General features: G+C 69.9%; 20 protein-coding genes. 15 read left to right on the top strand and 5 right to left on the bottom strand.

Translation table 11 applies throughout. From position 1 onward, the window contains the following. Window positions 1–7 precede the first annotated feature (7 nt). From ACWPN7_RS00710 to ptsN, 5 genes are all read left to right on the top strand, one after another. Window positions 8–919 carry an LptA/OstA family protein gene (locus ACWPN7_RS00710; protein ID WP_451994803.1) on the top strand — a complete coding sequence of 304 codons (912 nt, stop codon included), beginning with the start codon at window positions 8–10 and terminating at the stop codon, window positions 917–919. Window positions 920–938: 19 nt separating this feature from the next. Then, complete coding sequence (lptB, locus tag ACWPN7_RS00705) at window positions 939–1775, top strand: LPS export ABC transporter ATP-binding protein (protein WP_492273083.1); 837 nt, start codon at window positions 939–941, stop codon at window positions 1773–1775. Between the two features lie 16 nt (window positions 1776–1791). Continuing rightward, complete coding sequence (rpoN, locus tag ACWPN7_RS00700; RefSeq protein ID WP_407824697.1) at window positions 1792–3369, top strand: RNA polymerase factor sigma-54; 1578 nt, start codon at window positions 1792–1794, stop codon at window positions 3367–3369. A 123-nt stretch (window positions 3370–3492) separates the two neighbouring features. Further along, window positions 3493–4089, top strand: a complete 597-nt coding sequence (hpf, locus tag ACWPN7_RS00695) for a ribosome hibernation-promoting factor, HPF/YfiA family (protein ID WP_040133870.1) — start codon at window positions 3493–3495, stop codon at window positions 4087–4089. A gap of 34 nt (window positions 4090–4123) precedes the next feature. Next, on the top strand, window positions 4124–4582 hold the full coding sequence (ptsN, locus tag ACWPN7_RS00690; RefSeq protein WP_014198055.1) for a PTS IIA-like nitrogen regulatory protein PtsN: 459 nt from the start codon (window positions 4124–4126) through the stop codon (window positions 4580–4582). 162 nt (window positions 4583–4744) lie between these two features. Here ptsN and ubiG read toward each other — a convergent pair whose 3' ends face one another. Beyond that, window positions 4745–5506 carry a bifunctional 2-polyprenyl-6-hydroxyphenol methylase/3-demethylubiquinol 3-O-methyltransferase UbiG gene (ubiG, locus tag ACWPN7_RS00685; RefSeq protein ID WP_459197613.1) on the bottom strand — a complete coding sequence of 254 codons (762 nt, stop codon included), beginning with the start codon at window positions 5504–5506 and terminating at the stop codon, window positions 4745–4747. 156 nt (window positions 5507–5662) lie between these two features. Between ubiG and ACWPN7_RS00680 the strand changes: the two genes are divergently transcribed. The 7 genes from ACWPN7_RS00680 (at window position 5663) to prfA (ending at window position 15621) form a co-directional block, all read left to right on the top strand. Continuing rightward, complete coding sequence (locus tag ACWPN7_RS00680) at window positions 5663–6898, top strand: aspartate kinase (protein ID WP_040133868.1); 1236 nt, start codon at window positions 5663–5665, stop codon at window positions 6896–6898. 25 nt (window positions 6899–6923) lie between these two features. Beyond that, window positions 6924–8030: an NAD(P)H-dependent flavin oxidoreductase gene (locus ACWPN7_RS00675; RefSeq protein ID WP_451994797.1), complete on the top strand. Its 1107-nt coding sequence runs from the start codon at window positions 6924–6926 to the stop codon at window positions 8028–8030. A gap of 1 nt (window position 8031) precedes the next feature. Then, window positions 8032–10332: a phosphoenolpyruvate--protein phosphotransferase gene (gene ptsP / locus ACWPN7_RS00670; RefSeq protein WP_200475903.1), complete on the top strand. Its 2301-nt coding sequence runs from the start codon at window positions 8032–8034 to the stop codon at window positions 10330–10332. 217 nt (window positions 10333–10549) lie between these two features. Next, window positions 10550–11875 (top strand): helix-turn-helix domain-containing protein, encoded by a 1326-nt coding sequence (locus tag ACWPN7_RS00665; RefSeq protein ID WP_459197612.1) that lies wholly within the window; start codon window positions 10550–10552, stop codon window positions 11873–11875. 119 nt (window positions 11876–11994) lie between these two features. Next, window positions 11995–13146 carry a flavodoxin-dependent (E)-4-hydroxy-3-methylbut-2-enyl-diphosphate synthase gene (gene ispG / locus ACWPN7_RS00660; RefSeq protein ID WP_137104559.1) on the top strand — a complete coding sequence of 384 codons (1152 nt, stop codon included), beginning with the start codon at window positions 11995–11997 and terminating at the stop codon, window positions 13144–13146. Between the two features lie 113 nt (window positions 13147–13259). Beyond that, complete coding sequence (hemA, locus tag ACWPN7_RS00655; RefSeq protein WP_349620956.1) at window positions 13260–14573, top strand: glutamyl-tRNA reductase; 1314 nt, start codon at window positions 13260–13262, stop codon at window positions 14571–14573. Next, window positions 14548–15621 carry a peptide chain release factor 1 gene (gene prfA / locus ACWPN7_RS00650; RefSeq protein ID WP_094305560.1) on the top strand — a complete coding sequence of 358 codons (1074 nt, stop codon included), beginning with the start codon at window positions 14548–14550 and terminating at the stop codon, window positions 15619–15621. Before hemA ends, prfA begins: the two co-directional genes overlap by 26 nt. A gap of 10 nt (window positions 15622–15631) precedes the next feature. On the opposite strand, the gene ACWPN7_RS00645 is transcribed toward prfA, so the two are convergent. Further along, the gene (locus ACWPN7_RS00645; protein ID WP_459197611.1) at window positions 15632–16015 is read right to left on the bottom strand and encodes an endonuclease domain-containing protein; all 384 of its coding nucleotides are present in this window, start codon (window positions 16013–16015) and stop codon (window positions 15632–15634) included. A 119-nt stretch (window positions 16016–16134) separates the two neighbouring features. Between ACWPN7_RS00645 and prmC the strand changes: the two genes are divergently transcribed. Together prmC and ACWPN7_RS00635 are read left to right on the top strand one after the other, a co-directional pair. Then, complete coding sequence (gene prmC / locus ACWPN7_RS00640; protein WP_459197610.1) at window positions 16135–16989, top strand: peptide chain release factor N(5)-glutamine methyltransferase; 855 nt, start codon at window positions 16135–16137, stop codon at window positions 16987–16989. Between the two features lie 287 nt (window positions 16990–17276). Next, window positions 17277–17717 (top strand): DUF4167 domain-containing protein, encoded by a 441-nt coding sequence (locus ACWPN7_RS00635; RefSeq protein ID WP_459197609.1) that lies wholly within the window; start codon window positions 17277–17279, stop codon window positions 17715–17717. Between the two features lie 93 nt (window positions 17718–17810). Here ACWPN7_RS00635 and ACWPN7_RS00630 read toward each other — a convergent pair whose 3' ends face one another. Both ACWPN7_RS00630 and ACWPN7_RS00625 read right to left on the bottom strand, forming a co-directional pair. Beyond that, window positions 17811–18605 (bottom strand): MOSC domain-containing protein, encoded by a 795-nt coding sequence (locus tag ACWPN7_RS00630; protein WP_040133860.1) that lies wholly within the window; start codon window positions 18603–18605, stop codon window positions 17811–17813. 57 nt (window positions 18606–18662) lie between these two features. Then, a complete protein-coding gene (locus ACWPN7_RS00625; RefSeq protein ID WP_349620954.1) occupies window positions 18663–19205 on the bottom strand; it encodes an NUDIX domain-containing protein in 543 nt (180 codons plus the stop codon). 238 nt (window positions 19206–19443) lie between these two features. Here ACWPN7_RS00625 and clpB point away from each other — a divergent pair, with 238 nt between their 5' ends. Then, window positions 19444–22074, top strand: a complete 2631-nt coding sequence (clpB, locus tag ACWPN7_RS00620; protein ID WP_137104552.1) for an ATP-dependent chaperone ClpB — start codon at window positions 19444–19446, stop codon at window positions 22072–22074. Between the two features lie 53 nt (window positions 22075–22127). On the opposite strand, the gene trhA is transcribed toward clpB, so the two are convergent. Further along, a complete protein-coding gene (gene trhA, locus ACWPN7_RS00615) occupies window positions 22128–22787 on the bottom strand; it encodes a PAQR family membrane homeostasis protein TrhA (RefSeq protein WP_137116834.1) in 660 nt (219 codons plus the stop codon). Window positions 22788–22848 lie beyond the last annotated feature (61 nt).

Below are 22848 nucleotides of genomic sequence, written 5' to 3'. Positions count from 1 at the left end.
CGCGCCGTTGAGTGTCGCTTCGCGTGCAGCCACCGTTGCGGCCCCGCTGCTGGCCGCGTTCCTCCTGCTGTCGGTGGCGTCCGTCCCGGCGGCGGCCCAGGGGCTGCCTGGCCTCGGCGGCGGCCCCAACCCGATCGAGGTCGACGCCGACCAGGCCATCGAATGGCACCAGGACGTGCGCGCCTATGTGGCGCGCGGCAACGCCTCGGCCAAGCGCACCGACAGCACCGTCTACGCCGACGTGCTGACCGCCTATTACCGCGAGGTGCCCGGCAAGGGGAACGAGGTGTTCCAGCTCCTCGCCGAAGGCAACGTGCGCATCGTCAGCCCGACCCAGGAGGTCTTCGGCGAGCGCGGCGTCTATGACGTGGACAAGCAGGTCGCCGTGGTCACCGGGCGCAACCTCAAGCTGGTCACCCGCACCGACATCGTGACGGCGCGCGACACGCTGGAATATTACGAGGCCAAGAACCTGACGGTGGCCCGCGGCGACGCCGTGGCCGTGCGCATCGCCAACGGCGACCGGCTGCGCGCCGACATCCTGATCGGCCAGCTCAAGAAGATGCCGGACGGCTCGACCCAGATGGAGCGCATCGACGGCGCCGGCAGCGTGGTGGTGACCACCGCGACCGACGTGGCGCTGTCGGACAAGCTGGTCTATTCGGTGGCCGACGAGACGGCGGTGCTGCTCGGCAACGTCAAGATCACCCGCAACGACAACCAGCTCAATGGCGACGCCGCCGAGATGAACATGAAGACCAAGGTCAACCGGGTGATCGCCGGTCCCGCCACCGGCGGGCGGGTGATGGGTCTTCTGGTCCCCGGCCAGGAGCCGGGCGCGCCGGGTGGGCGCCCCACCGCCCAGGCGGGCGGCAAGCCCACCGCGCAAACGGGCGGCACCCCCGCCGCGAAGCCCTGACCGACCCGGCAGCGAAACAATGGCCATGGACATCGAAGACCGGGACCTCGGCGGCCCGACCCTTTCCGCCTCGAACCAGTCGGGCCACCCGGCGGGCCGCCCGGCGGGCCATCCCGCCACCGACGCGCACCCGACCGAAGGGCTGGTGGCCCTGCATCTGGGCAAGGCCTACAAGAAGCGCCCGGTCGTCCGCGACGTGACCGTGACGGTCCAGCGCGGCGAGGCGGTCGGCCTGCTCGGCCCCAACGGGGCGGGCAAGACGACCTGCTTCTACATGATCACCGGGCTGATCGCCGCCAACTCCGGGACCATCCTGCTCGACGGGCAGGACATCACGGCGCTGCCCATGTACCGCCGGGCGCGGCTGGGCATCGGCTATCTGCCGCAGGAGGCGTCGATCTTCCGTGGCATGTCGGTGGAGAACAACATCCGCTCCGTATTGGAGGTGGTGGAGCCCAACCGCGACACGCGCGAGCAGATGCTGGACGAGCTGCTGGCGGAGTTCTCGGTCACCCACCTGCGCCGCGCCCCGGCGCTGGCGCTGTCCGGCGGCGAACGGCGGCGCGTCGAGATCGCCCGCGCGCTGGCCTCCCAGCCGCACTTCATCCTGCTCGATGAGCCGCTGGCCGGCATCGACCCGATCGCGGTGAACGACATCCGCGAGTTGGTCAGCCACCTGCGCGACCGCGGCATCGGCGTGCTCATCACCGACCACAACGTGCGTGAAACGCTCGATCTCGTCGATCGGGCATACATCTTGCACGATGGTGTGGTACTAATGGAGGGAGAGCCGGCCGAGATCGTGGCGCACGAGGACGTGCGCCGGGTCTACCTCGGGGACCGGTTCAGCCTCTAGTGCGGTTTCCCTGCCCATGGCGCTCAGCCAACGCCTCGATCTTCGTCAGACCCAGTCCCTGGTGATGACTCCGCAACTGCAGCAGGCCATCAAGCTGCTGCAGCTGTCGAACATCGAACTGTCGGACTTCGTGGACCGCGAGATCGAGCAGAACCCCCTGCTGGAGCGCGACGGCGGCCCCGGCGAGGGCGGCGGCGAGTCCGGGGGCGACGGTGCCGGTGACGGCGGGGGCGAGCCCGGAGCGGTGGACCTCGCCGCGCCGGAGGAGCGCCAGCTGCCGATGACCGACGGGCGCACCCGCGACACGGTGGAGATGACATCGTCGGAGACGATGGGGTCGGCCTCCGATGCGCCGCTCGACACCGATTTCGAGAATGTCTATTCCGACGACCGTTTCTCCGATGGGACGGACGGCTCCAGCGACGTCTACGGCTCCTGGCAGGAGCGCGGCGGGCGCGGCGGCTTCGAGGACGACGAGTCCAACCTGGAAGCCACGCTGACCGGCCAGAAGAGCCTGCGCGACCATCTGACCGAGCAGCTGAAGATCGACCTGCCGGACCTCGGCGACCAGCTCATCGGTCTGGCGCTGATCGACATGCTGGACGAGGCCGGCTGGATCACCGGGCTGGAGGTCGAGAGCCTCGCGGGGCAGCTCGGCTGCGCGCCGGAGCGGGTGGAGCGGGTGCTCACCGCCTGCCAGCGCTTCGACCCGCCGGGCATCTTCGCGCGGTCGCTGAAGGAATGTCTGGCGATCCAGCTGCGCGAGAAGAACCGCTTCGACCCGGCGATGGAAGCCCTGCTCGACCATCTGGAGCTGCTGGCGGCGCGCAACCTGCCGGCGCTGATGAAGGTTTGCGGGGTGGACGCCGAGGACGTCGCCGACATGGTGGCGGAGATCCGCAAGCTGAACCCCAAGCCGGCGCTCAGCTTCGACCACACGCCCGCCCAGCTCGTCACCCCCGACATCCTGATGCGCGCCAATCCGGGCGGCGGCTGGCTGATCGACCTGAACCCGGACACTTTGCCGCGGGTGCTGGTCAACCACCGCTATTTCGCGCGCATTTCCGGCACCGCCCGCAACAAGGCGGACAAGGAATACATCACCGAGCGCTTCCAGTCGGCCAACTGGCTGGTCAAGTCGCTGCACCAGCGCGCCACCACGATTTTGAAGGTGGCCAGCGAGATCATCCGGCAGCAGGATGCCTTTTTCATCCACGGCGTCTCGCATCTGAAACCGCTGATCCTGCGCGACATCGCCGAGGCGATCGGCATGCACGAGAGCACGGTCAGCCGCGTCACAACCAACAAGTTCATGGCGACGCCGCGCGGCGTGTTCGAGTTGAAGTATTTCTTCACCTCCGCCATCCAGGGGGCCGATGGGCAGGCGGCCCACTCGGCGGAAGCCGTGCGCTACCGCATCAAGGCGATGATCGACGTTGAGAAGCCGGACGACGTGCTGTCGGACGATAAAATCGTCGAAATCCTTCGTGGTGAAGGGATCGACATTGCGCGCCGGACGGTCGCGAAGTATCGTGAAGCGATGCGCATTCCGTCATCGGTGCAGCGACGCCGTGCCAAGATGTCACGCATGTAACCGGGCCGGGAGGGGGCCGTCCTTGATTGACAGCCCATACCGCCGTCACTATGGTCCCCGTCCGCACGTGGCGGCCTTCCGTCGTCCTATGTCTATCGCGGACCAGATTGGAAACATCCCAAAATGCAACTGACCGTCAAAGGCAAGCAGCTTGACGTTGGCGACGCTCTGCGCAGCCATGTCGCGGACAGCCTGAACACCATCGTCGGCAAGTATTTCAACAAGCCGATCGAGGCCAACGTCGTCCTGACGCGCGAAGCGCATCTGTTCAAGGCCGACATCCAGGTGCACGTCGGTCGTGGGATCGTCCTTCAGAGCGCGTCTGACGCCACCGAGCCGTATCCCGCCTTCGACACCGCGTGCGAGAAGCTGGCCAAGCGCCTGCGCCGCTACAAGCGCCGGCTGCGCGACCACCACAGCGTCGAAGCCCCCGTGCAGGAAGCCTTCCCGGCCCGCTACCAGATCCTGGAAGCGGAGAAGGACGAGGCCCATGTGGAGAGCGAAGAGGCCGCTGCCGAGGAGGCGCAGCCCATCGTGATCGCCGAGATGGAAACCAACATCGCGACCCTGGCGGTCAGCGAGGCGGTGATGCGCATGGAACTCGCCGACGCTCCGGCGCTGATGTTCCGCAACGGCGCCCATGGCCGCCTGAACCTGGTCTACCGCCGCGCCGATGGCAACATCGGTTGGGTGGACCCGGCGGAGAAGGCCGGCGCCTAAGTCCGGTCTCTGTTCCAACCACACCCATAGCGTCATGCTCGATCTCATCACGCCGCACGCCATTCTCCCGAACCTGAAGGCCGGCAGCAAAAAGCAGGCCCTGCAGGACTTGGCGCGCAAGGCGTCCGAGCTGACCGGCCAGCACGAACGGGCGATCTTCGACGTCCTTCTGGAGCGCGAGCGGTTGGGCACCACCGGCGTGGGGCATGGCATCGCCATCCCGCACGGCAAGCTGCCCAACCTCGACCGTGTCCACGGCGTCTTCGCCCGGCTGGAGCGGCCCATCGACTTCGATGCGATCGATGAGCAACCGGTCGATCTGATTTTCCTGCTGTTGGCTCCGGATCATGCCGGCGCCGACCATTTGAAGGCGTTGGCCCGTGTGTCGCGCCTGCTGCGTGACCAGTCGATGTGCGAAAAGCTGCGCGGTTCGGACTCGGCGGACGCGATCTACGCGCTGCTGACCCAGCACGAAGCCAGCCACGCGGCGTAAGGCGCGTTTCCTTGCGAACATGAAAACGGGGCGAACATGAAAACGGGAGAGCCGGCGGCTCTCCCGTTTTCGTTTTCCGGCACCCGGTGCCGCCGTCTTTCCAGCCCGCGGCGGCGAGGCGTACGTATGTACGTCCGTACGCCTCGCCGCCGCCCTGTACGCTCAGGCCCGCTCGGCCCAGCCCATGTAGTTCACCTCGAGATCGCGCGGGTTCAGCCGGAACTCGTCGGACAGCGGGTTGTAGATGATGCCGGTCAGGTCGCGGATCGCCAGCCCCTCCGCGCGCAGGGCGGCGGCCAGCTCGCCGGGGCGCAGGAACTGGCGCCAGTTGTGGGTGCCGCGGGGCAGCCAGCGCAGGATGTACTCCGCCCCGACGATGGCCAGCGCGAAGGACTTCGGCGTGCGGTTCAGCGTCGCCAGGAACAGCGCGCCGCCGGGTGCCGTCAGCGCCGCGCAGGACTTCACGAACAGCGGCACGTCGGCGACATGCTCGATCACCTCCATCGCCAGCACGGCGTCGAAGCGCTCGCCGCTGGCCGCCAGGGCCTCGGCGGTGGTGGCGCGGTAATCGACGGGGGTGCCGGTCTCCGCGGCGTGGGCGGCGGCGGTGCGGACGTTGCGCTCGGCCGCGTCCACGCCGACCACGGTGGCGCCCATGCGGGCCATCGGCTCCGACAGCAGGCCGCCGCCGCAGCCGATGTCGACGATGCGCAGGCCCTTCAGCGGCTCGGCCGCCAGCGGGTCGCGGCCGAAGCGGCGGCACAGCGTGTCGCGGATGTAGGCCAGCCGCAGCGGGTTCAGCCGGTGCAGGGGCCGGAACTTGCCGGTGGGGTCCCACCATTCCGCGGCGATGGCCGAAAAGCGGGCGATGTCCTGGGGGTCGACAGTGCCTGCGGTGCCTGCGGTTCCGGCGGTCGCGGTCATGAAAGAAATCCCGTATGCTTGGATTGCGAGAACAATTGCGGGGCGAACTTGCCTCGCTGTGAGCGACAGAGTATGGATACGCCGCCCCGCGCCGGCAACGGTAGAGCGGGGGCGCGGACTGCCGGCTTTTTTGCCGGCCCAGACATGGTGTGAGGTATGGCGCGGATCGTCCTCAAGTTCGGCGGCACGTCGGTCGGCGACATCGACCGCATCAAGAACGTGGCCCGAAAGGTCGAGCAGGAAGTCAAGGCGGGGCATCAGGTCGCCGTCGTCGTGTCGGCGATGTCCGGCGTGACCAACCAGCTCGTGAAATACTGCAACGACATCGACAAGCTGCACGACGCGCGCGAGTACGACGCCATCGTCGCTTCGGGCGAGCAGGTGACCTCCGGTCTCCTCGCCATCGCGCTGCAGTCGCTCGGCATCCAGGCGCGGTCCTGGCTCGGCTGGCAGATTCCGATCTACAGCGACGAGACGCACGGCAAGGCGCGCATCGTGTCGATCGACACGGCGGAGCTGGACAAGCGGATGAACACCGGCGAGGTCGCCGTGGTCGCCGGCTTCCAGGGCGTGACCGAAAGCGGCCGCATCACCACGCTGGGCCGCGGCGGCTCCGACACCTCGGCGGTCGCCCTCGCGGCGGCGCTAAAGGCCGACCGCTGCGACATCTACACCGATGTGGACGGCGTCTACACCACCGACCCGCGCATCGTCACCAAGGCGCGCAAGCTCTCCAAGATCACCTACGAGGAGATGCTGGAGCTGGCGTCGCAGGGGGCGAAGGTCCTGCAGACCCGCTCGGTCGAGATGGCGATGAACCACCGCGTGCGCGTGCAGGTTCTGTCGAGCTTCGAGGAGGCCGCCGGCAGCGCGCTTCCCGGTACCCTTGTTGTTGACGAGGACGAGATCGTGGAAAAGGAAGTTGTGAGCGGCATCGCCTACAGCCGCGACGAGGCGAAGATCACCCTCATCGGCGTCGCCGACCGTCCGGGCGTGGCGGCCAGCATCTTCGGTCCGCTGACCGACGCCGCCGTCAATGTCGACATGATCGTCCAGAACGTGTCGGAAGACGGCAAGTCCACCGACATGACCTTCACGGTCGGCAAGGCCGACATCGCCCGCGCCGTCAAGGTGCTGGAGGACGCCCAGGCCGAGCTGAACTACAAGCGCATCGTCTCCGACGCCAACGTGGTGAAGGTGTCGGTGATCGGCGTCGGCATGCGCAGCCACGCCGGCGTCGCGCAGCGCATGTTCAAGGCGCTGGCCGACAAGGGCATCAACATCCAGGTCATCTCCACCTCCGAGATCAAGATCTCCGTCCTGATCGCCGAGGAGTATGCGGAACTGGCGCTGCGCGCGCTGCACACCGCCTACGGGCTGGACGCGGCCTGAGCCGGGTGAAGGGGGAGGGGCGGCGATGACCGACGCCAGGTCCGACGCGGTCGCAGGCGCCCGACTCGACCGGCTGTGGGAGCGTGGCTGCGCCTTCCTCGGCACGCGCACCGCCATCATGGGCGGTGCGATGAGCTGGGTGTCGGAGCGCCACCTCGTCTCCGCCATCTCCAACGCCGGGGGGTTCGGCGTGCTGGCCTGCGGCTCGATGCCGCCGGACCTGCTGGCGGCGGAGATCGCCGCCACGCGGGCGCTGACCGCGAAACCCTTCGGCGTCAACCTCATCAACATGCACCCGGACCTCGACCGTCTGATCGACGTCTGCCGGGAGCTGACGGTGAGCCATGTGGTGATCGCCGGGGGCTTCCCCAGCGGCGCCACCATCAAGCGGATCAAGGACGGCGGCGCCCGCGCCATGGCCTTCGCCCCGACGCTGGTCAGCGGCCGGCGGATGGTCAAGATCGGCATCGACGCCCTGGTGATCGAGGGCACGGAGGCCGGCGGCCACATCGGCCCCGTCTCGACCACCGTCCTGGCGCAGGAGATCCTGCCCGACCTGCGCGAGGTCCCGGTCTTCGTGGCCGGCGGCATCGGGCGCGGCGAGGCCATCCTGTCCTACCTGGAGCAGGGGGCGGCGGGCGTGCAGATCGGCACCCGCTTCGTCTGCGCCACCGAATCCATCGCGCACCAGCGCTTCAAGCAGGTCTTCATCAAGGCCTCGGCGCGCGACGCCCAGGCGTCGGTGCAGATCGACCCGCGCTTCCCGGTGATCCCGGTGCGGGCGCTGGCCAACGCCGGGTCGAAGCGGTTCATGGAGCTTCAGCGCGAGGTCATCGCGCGCGTCGACCGCGGCGAGACGACGCGCGACGCGGGCATCCTGGAGATCGAGCATTTCTGGGCCGGCGCGCTGCGCCGCGCGGTGATCGACGGCGACGTGGAAAGCGGTTCGCTGATGGCCGGGCAGAGCGTCGGGCTGGTCACGCGCGAGCAGCCGGTGGCCGAGATCATCGGCGACCTGATCGCCCAGGCCGAAGCGGCGCTGGCCGCGCGCTGCCCGCGCATCGACGCCGAGGAGCCGCCGGTCATCGGTCAACCGGCCGCCGGTCAATCGGCCATCCTGGGGGCGGCATGAGATGAACGGCGTCGTGGGCGACATCCCCGCCGGTTCGCCGGGCTTCGACGGCGCCGCCTCGCGCCGCCTGCTGGCGCGGCTGCGTGACGTCATGGCGGGCTCCGGCTCCGGCCAGGAGCGGCTGGACAAGATCGTCACCCTGATCGGCATGGAGATGGGGGCGGACGTCTGCTCCTGCTACGTCATGCGGGCGGGCGAGGTGTTGGAACTGTTCTCCACGCTCGGCCTGAACCAGGACGCCGTGCACAACACCCGCCTGCGCGTGGGCGAGGGCATCGTCGGCGACATCGCCGGCCACGCCCGGCCCATCGCGCTGGACAACGCGCCGTCGCACCCCAGCTTCGCCTACCGCCCGGAAACGGGGGAGGACCCGTTCCTGTCGCTGGCCGGCGTGCCGATCCTGCGCGGCGGCAAGGTCCGCGGCGTCCTGGTCATCCAGCACAAGGACCGTCGCCGCTACACCGAGGTCGAGGTCGAGACGCTCCAGACCATTGCCATGGTGGTGGCCGAACTGGTCGCCCAGGGCGAGCTGGTCAACCCGCAGGAGGTCGCCTCCACCGGCGACCCGGCGCTGTTGCCGGCGCGCCTGTCGGGCACCTCGCTGACCGGCGGTCTGGCGATGGGGCTGGCGGTGATCCACCGCCCGCAGCTGACCATCCGCCAGATGGTGTCCGAGGACGCGGAGAGCGAACTGGCGCGCCTGAACGCCGCCATCGCCACCATGCACAGCGCCATCGACGACCTGCTGAACGCGGCGGCGCTGGCGGGCTTGAGCGAGCCCAAGGACATTTTGGAAACCTACCGCATGTTCGCGGAGGACCGCGGGTGGCTGTCGCGCATCCGCGAGGCGATCCGCATGGGGCTGACGGCGGAAGGCGCGGTGCAGCAGGTGCAGAACGACACCCGCGCCCGCATGAGCCACTTGACCGACCCCTACATCCGTGAGCGGCTGCTCGATCTGGAGGACCTGACCAACCGGCTGCTCCAGCACCTCGCCGGGCGTAAGTCGGAGGCCGACGGCGGCACGCTGCCGGAGGACATCGTCCTGGTCGCGCGGTCCATGGGGCCGGCGGAGCTTCTCGACTACGACCAGCGCCGCCTGCGCGGCGTGATTCTTGAGGAAGGCTCGCCGTCCAGCCACGTCTGCATCGTGGCCCGCGCTCTGAACATCCCGGTGGTGCAGGCGCCCGACGCGCTGAACCGGATCGAGCCGCTGGACCCGGTGATCGTCGACGGCGACCACGGGCAGGCCTTCGTCCGCCCGGCGGAGGACATCCAGATGGCCTTCGTGGAGGCCGTGGCCCTGCGCGTCCGCAAGGAGGAGATGTACGAGAAGATCCGTGCGCTGCCCTCCGTCACCCGGGACGGCGTGCCGATCTCCATCCAGCTGAATTGCGGCCTGCTGATCGACCTGCCGCACCTGAAGGCCAGCGGGGCGGAGGGCGTCGGCCTCTACCGCACCGAAATCCCCTTCATGGTGCGCTCCACCTACCCGGACGTCCACGCGCAGACCGACCTCTATTCCCGCATCCTCGACCAGACCGACGACAAGCCGGTGGTGTTCCGCACGCTCGACGTCGGCGGCGACAAGATGCTGCCCTACATCGCAGCCAGCGAGGGGGAGGAGAATCCGGCGCTCGGCTGGCGGGCCATCCGCATCGGGCTGGACCACCCGTCGCTGCTGCGCCAGCAGCTGCGCGCCCTGCTGCGGGCGTCCGCCGGGCGTCCGCTGTCGGTGATGTTCCCGATGATCGCCGAGGTGGCGGAGTTCGACGCCGCCCGCCGCCTGCTCGATCTGGAGATCAACCGGCTGAAGGTTCAGGGCGGCGAGTTGCCCAGCCGCGTGCGCGTCGGCACGATGATCGAGGTGCCGGCGCTGCTCTGGCAGTTGCCGGCGCTGCTGCCGCGGGTGGATTTCCTGTCGGTCGGCTCCAACGACCTGACCCAGTACATCTTCGCCAGCGACCGCGGCAACCCGCGCACCTCCGGCCGCTACGACCCGCTGTCGCCGGCCATGCTCAGCCTGCTGCGGCGGCTGGTCGAGGCCTGCGGCGACGCCAACGTCCCGGTCAGCATCTGCGGCGAGATGGCCGGCCGGCCGCTCGACGCCATGGCGCTGATCGGCATCGGCTTCCGCACCCTGTCGATGTCGCCGCCCTCGGTCGGGCCGGTGAAGACGATGCTGCGCTCGCTCGACGTGGCGGTGCTGCGCCAATACATGAACGGGCTGTATCTGCGCGGCGACCACAGCCTGCGCGACAAGCTGCGCAGCTTCGCCAAGGACCACGGCGTCATCATCTGAGGTCGCGCCCAAAGTCACGTTCAAGGCCGCTTCGTCCACCCTGGAGCCATATCCGGCGCTGGAGCCCGCTGCGGCGGCGTTTTGTTACAGCGGTTTGGACGAAGGGCGTATACAAGATGGCAGGATCACGGTCGTTCCCGGTTGCGCCGCTCCCGCGGCTGGCGTACCCATGCCGGAGGTGCGACCACAAGTCATCCGAGGCGACGGTACGGTTGAGATGATGGGCAAGCGCAAGGTTTTCGGCTCCTACGACCCCACGCAGGACGGCCCGGCGCAGACCGGCCCCAGCGTGTCCGACACCCTGCGCGAGACGCGCGAGAGCCTCGGCTACGACCTGCGCGAGGTCTCGACGATGCTGCGCATCCGCTACCCCTACCTGCAGGCCATCGAGGCGGGCCGGTTCGAGGATCTGCCGGGCACCACCTACGCCGCCGGCTTCCTGCGCTCCTACGCGGAATGCCTGGGGCTCGACCCGGACACCATCCTCACCCGCTACAAGGACGAGGCGGCGGGCCGCACGCGCAGCCAGCAGCTCTATTTCCCGACTCCGGTGCCGGAAGGCCGCATCCCCGGCGGCACGGTCCTGCTCGGCACGATGGTGCTGGCCGGCATCGTCTATGGCGGCTGGTACTATCTGTCGGCGACCGACCGCTCGATGGTCGATCTGGTCCCGACCCTGCCCGACCGGCTGGTCTCGCTGCTCGACACGCTGCCCTTCAACGCCAGCCAGACTGGTGGCGGGCAAACCGCGTCGGTGCCGGCCCCCGCCGAAACGCCCGCCGCCCCGGCGTCCGTCCCGTCCGTGATGGCGGAGGCTCCGTCCGCCCCGGCGGTTCCGCCGGTGGCCGCTCCGCCCGCGGCCGGTGGAGCGTCCACGGCGGTGCCTGCTCCGTCGGCGACTCCCGTTCCGGCAGCACCGGCTCCCGCCGCTCCGGCTCCGGCCGCCCAGGCCCCTGCGACGGTGGCTCCGGCGAAGCCCGCCCCGGCTCCTGCGGCGGTGGTCGCCCAGCCGGCGCCGGCCGCTCCCGCCAAGCCGACCGCTCCCACGGCGGCTCCGGCTCCCGCTCCGTCCGCCGCGCCGTCGGCCATGGTGAACGTCCCGCCGCCCCCGGCCGAGGACGACGAGTCCGAAGGCGCCGCGCAGGAGCCGACCCCGCTCACCCCCGCCGCTCCGGCCATCGCCAGCCTGCCGCCCGCGGCCCCGACGGCACCGCCGCCCGCCGTGGACGGGGCGCTGCCGTCGAAGGTCTACGGCACGCAGAACGCGGCCTCGCGCATCCAGTTGCGCGCCACGCAGGACAGCTGGATCCAGGTGCGCGACAACAGCGGCGAGATCATCTTCACCCGCGTGCTGAAGCCGGGCGACGTCTACCGCGTGCCCGACCGCTCCGGCATCCGCGTGCGCACCGGCAACGCCGGCGGACTGGTCGTGGTCACCGACGGGGTGGACGGCGCGCCGATGGGCGCGGTCGGGCAGGTGCTGCGCGACGTGTCGCTGGACCAGCACGCCCCGACCCTGCGCGGCGCCGCCCCCGCCCATTAGGGACGGGCTACCCACGGCTTTTTCCCTTGAATCCGGCGCGGCGGACCGCACTTCAGGCGTAACGCCGGCTGCGCTATAAGACCGCGCCGGACCCGATTCATGCCCCGAGGCCACAGCCCATGAGCAGCGTGCGCGCCTACCGCCAGATCCTTCGCCGCAAGTCCCGCCAGATCCGGGTGGGCAACGTGCTCGTCGGCGGCGATGCGCCGATCTCGGTGCAGACGATGACCAACACGCCGACCGCCGACGTGGCGGCGACGGTCGCGCAGATCCAGGCGGCGGAGCGGGTGGGCGCCGACATCGTGCGCGTTTCCTGTCCCGACCAGGAGTCGGCGCTGGCGCTGAAGCAGATCGTGCCGCAGGTCTCGGTGCCGATCGTCGCGGACATCCATTTCCACTACAAGCGCGCCATCGAGGCGGCGCAGAGCGGGGCGGCCTGCCTGCGCATCAACCCCGGCAACATCGGCTCGGCGGAGCGGGTGCGCGAGGTGGTGAAGGCGGCCAAGGACTATGGGTGCTCCATGCGCATCGGCGTCAACGCCGGCTCGCTGGAGCAGGACCTGCTGGAGAAGTACGGCGAGCCCTGCCCCGAGGCGCTGGTCGAGAGCGCCCTGAACCACGCCAAGATCCTGGAGGACCATGACTTCACCGAGTTCAAGATCTCGGTGAAGGCGTCCGACGTCTTCCTGGCCGTCGCCGCCTACCAGGGGCTGGCCGAGGCCTGCGACTACCCGCTGCACATCGGCATCACCGAGGCCGGCGGCCTGCGCGCCGGGACGGTGAAGTCGTCCATCGGGCTGGGCATGCTGCTGTGGTCGGGCATCGGCGACACCATCCGCGTGTCCCTGTCGGCCGAGCCGGCGGAGGAGGTCCAGGTCGGCTATGAGATGCTGAAGTCGCTGGGCCTGCGGCGGCGCGGCGTCACGGTCATCTCCTGCCCGAGCTGCGCGCGGCAGAACTTCAACGTCATCAAGACGGTGGAGACGCTGGAGGCGCGGCTGGCCCACATCACCACGCCGCTGACCCTGTCGGTCATCGGCTGCGTGGTCAACGGCCCCGGCGAGGCGCGCGAGACCGACATCGGGCTGACCGGCGGCGGCAACAACACCCATCAGGTCTATCTGTCCGGCGTCACCGACCACCGGCTGAAGGACCAGAACATCGTCGACCACCTCGTCGGGCTGGTCGAGAAGAAGGCCGCCGAGATTGAGGCTGCCAAGATCGAGGCCGCCAAGGCGGCGGAGAAAGCGGCGGAAAACGCCGCCGAGTGACGGAACCGGCGCGGGCGGCAATTGAGTTAAGGACGCTCCGTGCCATCCGTGCTTAAATCCGCGGCAATCCCGTCATCCTTGTCGGCCGTGCCGCGGCCTGGGCCAGAGTCAGAGTGACCGCTTCCTACTTCGTCATCGGCGCCAGCCATCGGTCCTGCTCCGGCGCGATCCGCGACCGTCTGACGACGGAGGAGGCGGAGGTGCCGGCGATGCTGGAGCGGCTGAGCGCCGCCGGCATCACCCAGGCGATGTGGCTCAGCACCTGCGACCGGGTCGAGGTCCAGGCGGTGCACGAGCGCCCGAACGAGGCCGCTCTCACCATCGCCGGGATCATGGCGGAGCGGGTGGGGCTGAGCGAGCCCGACCTCGCCGGGCAGCTCTACACCCTGACCGGGCCGGCGGCGGTGCGCCACGTCTTCGCCGTCGCCTGCTCGCTCGACAGCCAGATCGTCGGCGAACCGCACATCCTGGGGCAGGTCAAGGCCGCCCACCGCCACGCCGCCGCCGCCGGCCTGTCCGGGCCGGAGCTGGAGGGGCTTCTCCAGGCCGCCTACGGTGCTGCCAAGCGGGTGCGCCGCGAGACGCCGATCGCCGAGGGCGCCACCTCGCTGGTCGCCGCCGCGGTCCAGGTGGCGCGCGACCTGCACGGCGACCTGAGGCGCTGCACCGGCCTGCTGATGGGGCTGGGCGACATGGGCGCCCTGGTGCTGGAGGGCCTGCGCGAGGCGGGACTCGGCCGGCTGATCGTCGCCGCCCCGGTGGACCGCCGGGCCGAAGCGGCGGCGCGGCGGATGGACAGCCACTTCGCGCCCTGGGCCGATCTCGATTCGGCGCTGACCAGCGCGGATATCGTGGTGACCGCGGCGGGTCTGGGGCGCTATATCCTCTCCGCACCGCAGTTGGGGGCGGCGTTGAAGCGCCGCCGCCGGCGCCCGGTGTTCGTGGTGGACGCGGCGATCCCCGCCGACGTCGATCCGGACGTCGCCGGGCTGGACGAGGCCTTCGTCTACGACCTCGCCGATCTGGAGCGCGTGGCGCTGCAGGGGCGGGTGGGGCGCGAGGCGGCAACCCAGGCGGCCTGGACCATCGTGGACGAAGCCCTGGCGGCCTTTGCCCGCCACCGGGCCGAGCGCGCCGCGGTGCCCGCCGTGGCGGCGCTGCGGACGCATTTCGAGACGGAGCGGCGGCGCCTGCTGGACGAGCAGCGGGGGCTGGACGCGGCGTCGGCGACGCGGCTGCTGGTCAACCGGCTGCTGCACGGCCCGTCGGAGGCGCTGCGCGCCATGGCGGCGGACCCGGACGGGGCCGGGCTGGCGGAGCGGGCGGCGGCGGAACGGCTGCTGTTCCGGCTGTTCCGGCTGGACGAGCCCGCCGGGAGCGATTTGGATAAGGACGAGCGACGTGAGCCTGGACGAGAAGTTCAATAGGGTCGTGGCCCGCCATGACGAGCTGCGGGACGCGATGGCGGCGGGGACGGTGGACCCGGCGGACTTCGCCCGGCTGTCGAAGGAATACGCCGACCTGACCCCGGTGGCCGAGGCCATCGCCGAGCTGAAGAAGGCGAAGGCGGAGGCCGCGGACTTGGCGGGCATGATCGCCGACCCGGCGGGCGACGCCGACATGAAGGCGCTGGCCGAGGAGGAGTTTGCCGACCTCACCCGCCGCATTCCCGCCCTGGAGCGCCGGGTGCAGATTTCCCTGCTGCCCAAGGACGAGGCGGACGAGAAGAACGCCATCCTGGAGGTGCGCGCCGGCACCGGCGGCGACGAGGCGGCCCTGTTCGCCGCGGAACTGTTCGAGATGTACCGCCGCTACGCCGGGCTTCAGGGCTGGCGGTTCGAGACGATGGAGGTCAGCGAGACCGGCATCGGCGGCTACAAGGAGGCCATCGCCAACATCACCGGCCGCAACGTCTTCGCCCGGCTGAAGTTCGAATCGGGCGTCCACCGCGTGCAGCGCGTCCCGGCGACCGAGACGCAGGGGCGCATCCACACCTCCGCCGCCACCGTCGCGGTGCTGCCCGAGGCGGAGGAGGTGGACATCCACATCGACGAGAAGGACCTGCGCATCGACGTGTTCCGCTCCAGCGGTCCCGGCGGCCAGTCGGTGAACACGACGGACAGCGCGGTGCGCATCACCCACCTGCCGACCGGCCTCGTCGTCAGCCAGCAGGACGAGAAGAGCCAGCACAAGAACAAGGCCAAGGCCCTGAAGGTGCTGCGCGCCCGCCTCTACGAGCGGGAGCGCGCCGAGAAGGACAAGGCCCGCGCCGCCGACCGCAAGAGCCAGGTGGGCTCCGGCGACCGCTCGGAGCGCATCCGCACCTACAACTTTCCGCAAGGGCGGGTGACCGACCACCGCATCAACCTGACGCTCTACAAGATCGAGAAGGTGATGGCCGGCGAGGCGCTGGACGAGCTGATCGACGCGCTGACGGCCGAAGACGAGGCGGCGCGGCTGTCGGAGCTGCAATAGGGCGGGTTATCTATTCCCCCTCCACCGCCAACGGCGGGGGAGGGTCGGGGAGGGGGCCGAGCGCGTCGCCGATCATGCGGGCCACGCCTTCCGCGTTGTTCAGCACGTCGTTGTTCCAGAAGCGCAGGACCCGCCAGCCGTGATGCCGCAGATGCTCGTCCCGGGTGGAGTCGTAGGCGGAGTCGGCGTGCTGGCCGCCGTCCGCCTCCACCACCAGCCGCGCTTCGACGCAGGCGAAATCGGCGATGTAGGGAGGGATCGGGTGCTGACGCCGGAAGTACCATCCACCAATCTGGCGCCGCCGCAGGATGGACCACAGCTTGCGCTCCGCGTCGGCCGGGACATGGCGCATGGTTCGGGCGCGGTCGCGCGTGTCTTCCTTAATGCGGGGCATGGCGGGCAACCTCCTGCCCCCTCCCTAACCCTCCCCCGCTGCGCGGTGGAGGGGACAAAGCGACGCAGCGTTCAATCCCCCTCCCCCGCCCAGCGGGGGAGGGTCGGGGTGGGGGAACCATGACCATCACGCTTCAGCAACTCCGCCGTACCGCCGAGGCCCGCCTGCGCGAGGCCGGGGTGGACACCCCTGACCTCGACGCGCGCCTGCTCGTCGAGCACGCGCTGGGCCTCACCCGCCATGACCTGTTCACCCGGGCCAACGACACCGTGCCCGAACCGGACGCCGCGCGCCTCCTCGCCCTGGTCGAGCGGCGGGCGGCGCGGGAGCCGGTGGGGCGCATCCTTGGCCATCGCGAGTTCTGGACGATCGACCTCGCCCTCAACCCCGACACCCTGGAACCCCGGCCCGACACCGAGACGCTGGTCGAGGCGGTGCTGAAGGCGCTGCCGGACCGGAGCGCCCCGCTGCGGCTGCTCGATCTCGGCACCGGCACCGGCTGCATCCTGCTCGCCCTGCTGGCGGAGTTGCCCAACGCCACCGGCCTCGGCGTCGACCTCAGCCCCGGCGCGGTGGCCGCCGCCACGGCGAACGCGGCGCGCAACGGGCTGGCGGAGCGGGCGCGCTTCCAGACCGGCAACTGGGGCGCCGGGCTGGCCGAGCGGTTCGCCGTTGTCGTCTCCAACCCGCCCTACATCCCCAGCGCCGACATCGCCGCGCTCGATCCGGAGGTGCGGGAGCACGACCCGCTGCGTGCGTTGGACGGCGGCGCCGATGGGCTGGACGCTTACCGGATCATCGCCGCGCAAACGCCGGATTTGCTGCAGCCGGGCGGTCTGGCCGGGCTGGAGGTCGGGCAGGGGCAGGCGGCGGACGTGGCGGGGCTGCTGGCCGTGGCGGGGCTGGAGCCGGCGGGCGTCTTCCGCGACCTGGGCGGCGTGGAGCGCTGCGTCCTGGGGTGGAAGCGGTCGTGATTTCGCCCCATCCCCCCAAAAAAAAGGTTGGATTGACGCGCGGTCCCCAGTAGGGTGCAAGGACGACGATGGCCCGGGGACGATCATCCCAGGGCGTACCCATGGCCTCCGGAAACCCCGCGCGGTTGGGCGGACGTCCGAGAAGGCAGACCGGTTGATCGGTTGGGCGCGTCGATTTGATCCCTGCGACCCATCCGCGGTTGGTTCCGCGGCGGGCCCGGCGACCGGATGGTCAGCCAGGGCGTTTGCGGGATTGCACTTCTCTTACATGGGGCCATAAGAGCCAAATGAGACAAGGACCGAACTCCAGGCGCTCGCGCGGTCGTGGCAACGGCGGCGGTGGTGGCGGAGGTGGCGGCGGCGGAGGTGGCGGTGGCAACCGCCGGCAGAACGTTCCGCTGCGTCACCAGACCTTCGACAGCAATGGTCCGGACGTGCGCATCCGCGGCAACGCGTGGCAGGTCCATGAAAAGTATCTGGCGCTGGCCCGTGACGCTTCCTCGTCCGGCGACCGCGTTCAGGCGGAAAACTACCTTCAGCATGCGGAGCACTATTTCCGCATCATCAACCAGATCCAGGAATCCGAAAACCGTCAGCGCGGCAACGTCGGCGCCGCGGGCCTCGGCCCGCAGCCCAGCCTGGGCGGTTCGACGGAGGACGAGGACGGCGGCGAGATGGGCGACGAGTCCGAGGCAGCCGCCGACGAACGCACCCCGATGAGCGCCTGACATCCGTTCGATGACCATCGGTCCTGAGGCCGGGGAGTTCCGGCTTCAGGACCGATGGGTTTCAGGCCTGACGGGTTTCAGGATCGCGTTTTTTCAGGCCGGCAGGTCGTCGGCCAGCGCCACCGGGTCGCCCACCGCGATCCGGCCCCCATGCACCACCCGGGCATAGACGCCGCACTGCGTGTGGTCGTAACCGCGCTCCAGAATGGGAAGCGTGTTGAGGTCGCGCGCACCGGTCGCCGGGTTGACCTCGCTGGAGGGCCGGCAATCCTTGTGGTCGCAGATGCGCAGGGTGACCTCGCCGACGGTCAGCAGCGCGCCGATCCACTGGCGTTCCACCCAGGGCTCCAGCCCGTCGATCATCAGGTTGGCGCGGAAGCGCCGCGGATCGACCGGCTGCTTGGCCACCCGCTCCTCCAGATCGCGCACGCTGGCGAGATTGAGGATGGAGACCGCGGCCTCCTCGCGGTCGGTGAAGGAGACGCCGCCGCCCTGCGCCGGATTCCTTGCCTCGGCCAGCTTGGGCAGGCCGGGAGCGGCGCCGGCCAGATAGGCGGCGAAGAACTGCTCCACCAGCATCCGGCCCATCGGTTGGTCCAGACGCCCGCGCGACACCTGCTTGCCGCCGCGCCGGATGATCAGCGACTGGGTGGCCTCGTCGAACTCGGAATCGAGCAGCGCCAGCTTCTCGTTCCGGTCGAGCGTGAAGAAATCCTCGTTCGGTCGCCAGCCCTCGACATCCGGGGTCAGGGCGGCCGGGCCGTGCAGCAGGCCGAAGCGCCGGTCAAAGGGAATGGGTTGGCCGGTGACGAGGTCAACGGCGGGAAGATCCTGGCCGCTCAGCCCCTTCACGGGGTAGCGGCGTATGGCGGCGACGGTCGCGGGCATTGCATCGCACAATGGTGGGACCGGTTCGCTTCTGTCAACCGTCGCAATCGAAAACCGTCACCAGCGCTCGGCCAAAGGCTCCCGACCCTGGAACTCGGCGATTCGCCGCCGCGTCGCGGGGGAGGTGTCCTCCGGCAGCCGGTCCAGCGGGAAGAAGCGCGCCTCCAGGATCTCCACCCCGTCGGCCTGGAGCGTTCCCGACCATCCGCGCGCGACGAAGACCGCCACATGGTCGCTCGCCCCGTGCCGGAAGCGGGCGTAGACGCCGAAGGGCTGCGGGCCGCTCTCCACGGTCAACCCGACCTCCTCACGCACCTCGCGCTTCATGGCCTCCACCAGGGACTCCCCTTTTCCGACTCCGCCGCCCGGAAAATGCCAGCCGCCGACGTAGCTGTGGCGGATCAGCAGGACCGAGGCCGCCCCGCCCCCAGGGTCCGAGTCGTCAAGGATGATTCCCCGCACCCCCATGGTCAGCGGGCGCGCCACCCAATGCCACATGTTGCGGCCGTGCCAAGCCAGCCGCATCAGGGGGGTGGTCAGGGCGGGCCGCAGGGTCGTGGGCGAGGGGTTGCGCGGGGTGCTGGTGGGCGTCGCCGTCATGAAAAAAGCATTCCGTGGCTTTGAATGAAAACCCTAGCCCCTTCCGGCGGGCCGCGGAAAGCCACCCTTTCGGCGCGGGTCCGACAAAAGCAATAACCACGCGTACCGGGGGGTCTTGCATACGGATGGGCCTCTCCCACATCTACGGCGACGCATGCATCCTTGCGGATCGCACTGGTAACGTGGATCGGACTGACCGGGCTGCCTCGCGGACGGTCGGCGATGAAGGGAGCACATCATGGATTTCGAGAAATACACCGAGCGCAGCCGTGGCTTCGTGCAGGCGGCGCAGACCCTGGCCCTGCGGCGCGGTCATCAGCGGCTGACGCCGGAACATCTGCTGAAGACCCTTCTGGACGACAAGGAAGGCCTGGCCGCCAACCTGATCCGGGCGGCCGGCGGTGACCCCGCCCTGGCGCTGTCGGGCGTGGACGCCGAGCTGGACAAGCAGCCCAAGGTGGAAGGCGCCGGGGCCGGGCAGGTGTATCTGACGCCGGAACTGTCCCGCGTGTTCGAGCAGGCCGAGACGGTCGCCAAGAAGGCCGGCGACAGCTACGTCACGGCGGAGCGCATCCTGCTGGCGCTCGCCATGGCCGACGGCACGCCGTCCGCCGCCGTGCTGAAGCGCGCGGGCGTGACCCCGCAGGCGCTGAACACCGCGATCAACGAGGTGCGCAAGGGCCGCACCGCCGACACCGCCAGCGCCGAGCAGGGCTACGACGCGCTGAAGAAGTACGCCCGCGACCTGACCGAGTCGGCGCGCGAGGGCAAGCTCGACCCCGTCATCGGGCGCGACGAGGAAATCCGCCGCACCATCCAGGTGCTGGCGCGGCGCACCAAGAACAACCCCGTCCTGATCGGCGAGCCGGGCGTCGGCAAGACCGCCATCGTCGAGGGCCTTGCCCAGCGCATCGTCAAGGGCGACGTGCCGGAAGGGCTGAAGAACAAGAAGCTGCTGTCGCTCGACCTCGCCGGCATGGTGGCCGGCGCCAAATACCGCGGCGAGTTCGAGGAGCGGCTGAAGGCCGTGCTCCAGGAGATCCAGGCGGCGGCGGGCGAGATCATCGTCTTCATCGACGAGCTGCACACGCTGGTCGGCGCCGGCAAGGCGGATGGCGCCATGGACGCCTCCAACATGCTGAAGCCGGCGCTGGCGCGCGGCGAGCTGCACTGCGTCGGCGCGACCACCCTGGACGAGTACCGCAAGCACATCGAGAAGGACGCGGCGCTGGCTCGCCGCTTCCAGCCCGTCTTCGTGCCCGAGCCGACGGTGGAGGACACCATCTCGATCCTGCGCGGCCTGAAGGAGCGCTACGAGGTGCACCACGGCGTGCGCATCACCGACGCGGCCATCGTGTCGGCGGCGACCCTGTCGAACCGCTACATCACCGACCGCTTCCTGCCTGACAAGGCCATCGACCTGATCGACGAGGCGGCGAGCCGCCTGCGCATGGCCGTGGACAGCAAGCCGGAGAACATCGACGAGCTGGACCGCCGGATCATCCAGCTCAAGATCGAGCGGGAGGCGCTGAAGCGCGAGTCCGACGAGGCTTCGCGCGCCCGGCTCGCCAATCTGGAAGGCGAGCTGGCCGACCTGGAGCAGGAATCCGCCGAGCTGACCGCCAAGTGGCAGGCCGAGAAGGACCAGCTCCAGGGTGCCCAGAAGATCAAGGAGGACCTGGAGAAGGCCCGCACCGAGCTGGAGCAGGCCCAGCGCGACGGCAACTGGGGCCGGGCCGGCGAGCTGGCCTACGGCGTCATCCCCGACCTGGAGAAGCGTCTGAAGGAGGCGGAGGCCCACGCCGCCAACCGCATGCTGAACGAGGAGGTGCGCGACAGCGACATCGCCGCCGTGGTCAGCCGCTGGACCGGCGTGCCGGTGGACAAGATGCTGGCCGGCGAGCGGGAGAAGCTGCTGGCGATGGAGACCCGGCTGAAGACCCGCGTGATCGGCCAGGACGAGGCCATCGTGGCGGTCTCCAACGCCGTCCGCCGCGCCCGCGCCGGCTTGCAGGACCCCAACCGGCCGATCGGCTCCTTCCTGTTCCTCGGCCCGACCGGCGTCGGCAAGACGGAGCTGACCAAGGCGTTGGCCGAGTTCCTGTTCGACGACGAGACGGCGATGGTCCGGCTCGACATGTCGGAATACATGGAGAAGCACTCGGTCGCCCGCATGATCGGCGCGCCTCCGGGCTATGTCGGCTATGAGGAGGGCGGGGCGCTGACCGAGGCGGTGCGCCGCCGGCCCTATCAGGTCGTGCTGTTCGACGAGGTGGAGAAGGCCCACCCGGACGTCTTCAACGTGCTGCTCCAGGTGCTCGACGACGGACGCCTGACCGACGGGCAGGGGCGGACGGTGGACTTCCGCAACGTGGTCATCATCATGACCTCGAACCTCGGCTCCGAAGTGCTGGCGGCCCAGCCGGAAGGCCAGGACAGCGGCGCCGTGCGCGACGAAGTGATGGAGGTGGTGCGCGCCCACTTCCGGCCGGAGTTCCTGAACCGGCTGGACGAGATCCTGCTGTTCCACCGCCTGGACCGCAGCCATATGGGCGGGATCGTGACGATCCAGCTCGGCCGGCTGGTCCGCATGCTCGCCGACCGCGACATCACGCTGGAGGTGGACGAGGCGGCGACGCAATGGCTGGCCGAGGCCGGCTACGACCCGGTCTACGGCGCGCGTCCGCTGAAGCGGGTGATCCAGCGGGAGCTTCAGAACCCGCTGGCCACCATGATCCTGGAGGGCCGCGTCGCCGACGGCCAGACGGTCAAGGTGGGGGCGGAAGGCGGCGAGCTGACCATCAACGGCCTGCCCGTCTCCGCCCAGGTGCGCAGCGCAGCGACGCAGCCGGTGACCACCGTCCATTGACGGTCGTGCACTGATGATGCAGGCGGGGGGCCTTTCGCGAGGCCCCTCGTTCATCAGGTCATCGCGAACTCCCGAGCCACCGCGGCGAAGTGGCAGGAGGCCGCGACGATGACCAGCGCGTGCCAGACCGGGATGTTGTAGGGTAGGCGGTCCAGCGTGTGGATGAAGGCCCCCACCGTGTAGACCACTCCGCCCACCGCCAGCAGAAGCAGCGTCGTCGGCGACAGCGACCGCCACAGCGGTTCGGCCACCGACAGGATGGCCCAGCCGAGCCCGAGATAGAGCACGAAGCCCAACCGTTCGTACCGCCAGGAGGCGAACAGCTTCAGCGCCACCCCGCCCAGCGCCACCACCCACACCGCGACGCCCAACGGGAGACCCGCCGCTCCGTCCAACCGGTTCAGGGTGAAGGGGGTGTAGCTGCCGGCGATCATCACATAGATCATCGCGTGGTCGACCCGCCGCAGCACCGCCTTGCGCCGCCCCGGCGGGGACATGTTGTAGGCGGCCGACGCGCTCAGCATGCCGACCAGCCCGGCGCCGTAGGCCGCCAGCGACACCATCTCGGTCGCGGAGGCATGGCCCGCCGTCACGGCCAGCAGCCAGGATGCGCCGATCAGGCCGGCGATCACGCCGATGGCGTGGATGACCGCGTCCGCCGCACGCTCCCCCGCCGTGTAAACGGGAAACTCGAAGCAGGAATCGGGTTTCATCGCACCAGCCTGCCGGAAAGGCGGGCGGATGGAAAGCCCTCCCCCCGGCATTCCCGTCCCC

It is taken from the genome of Azospirillum sp. UENF 312511 (assembly GCF_058780635.1).
This window is presented reverse-complemented; position numbering and strand designations above follow the sequence as displayed.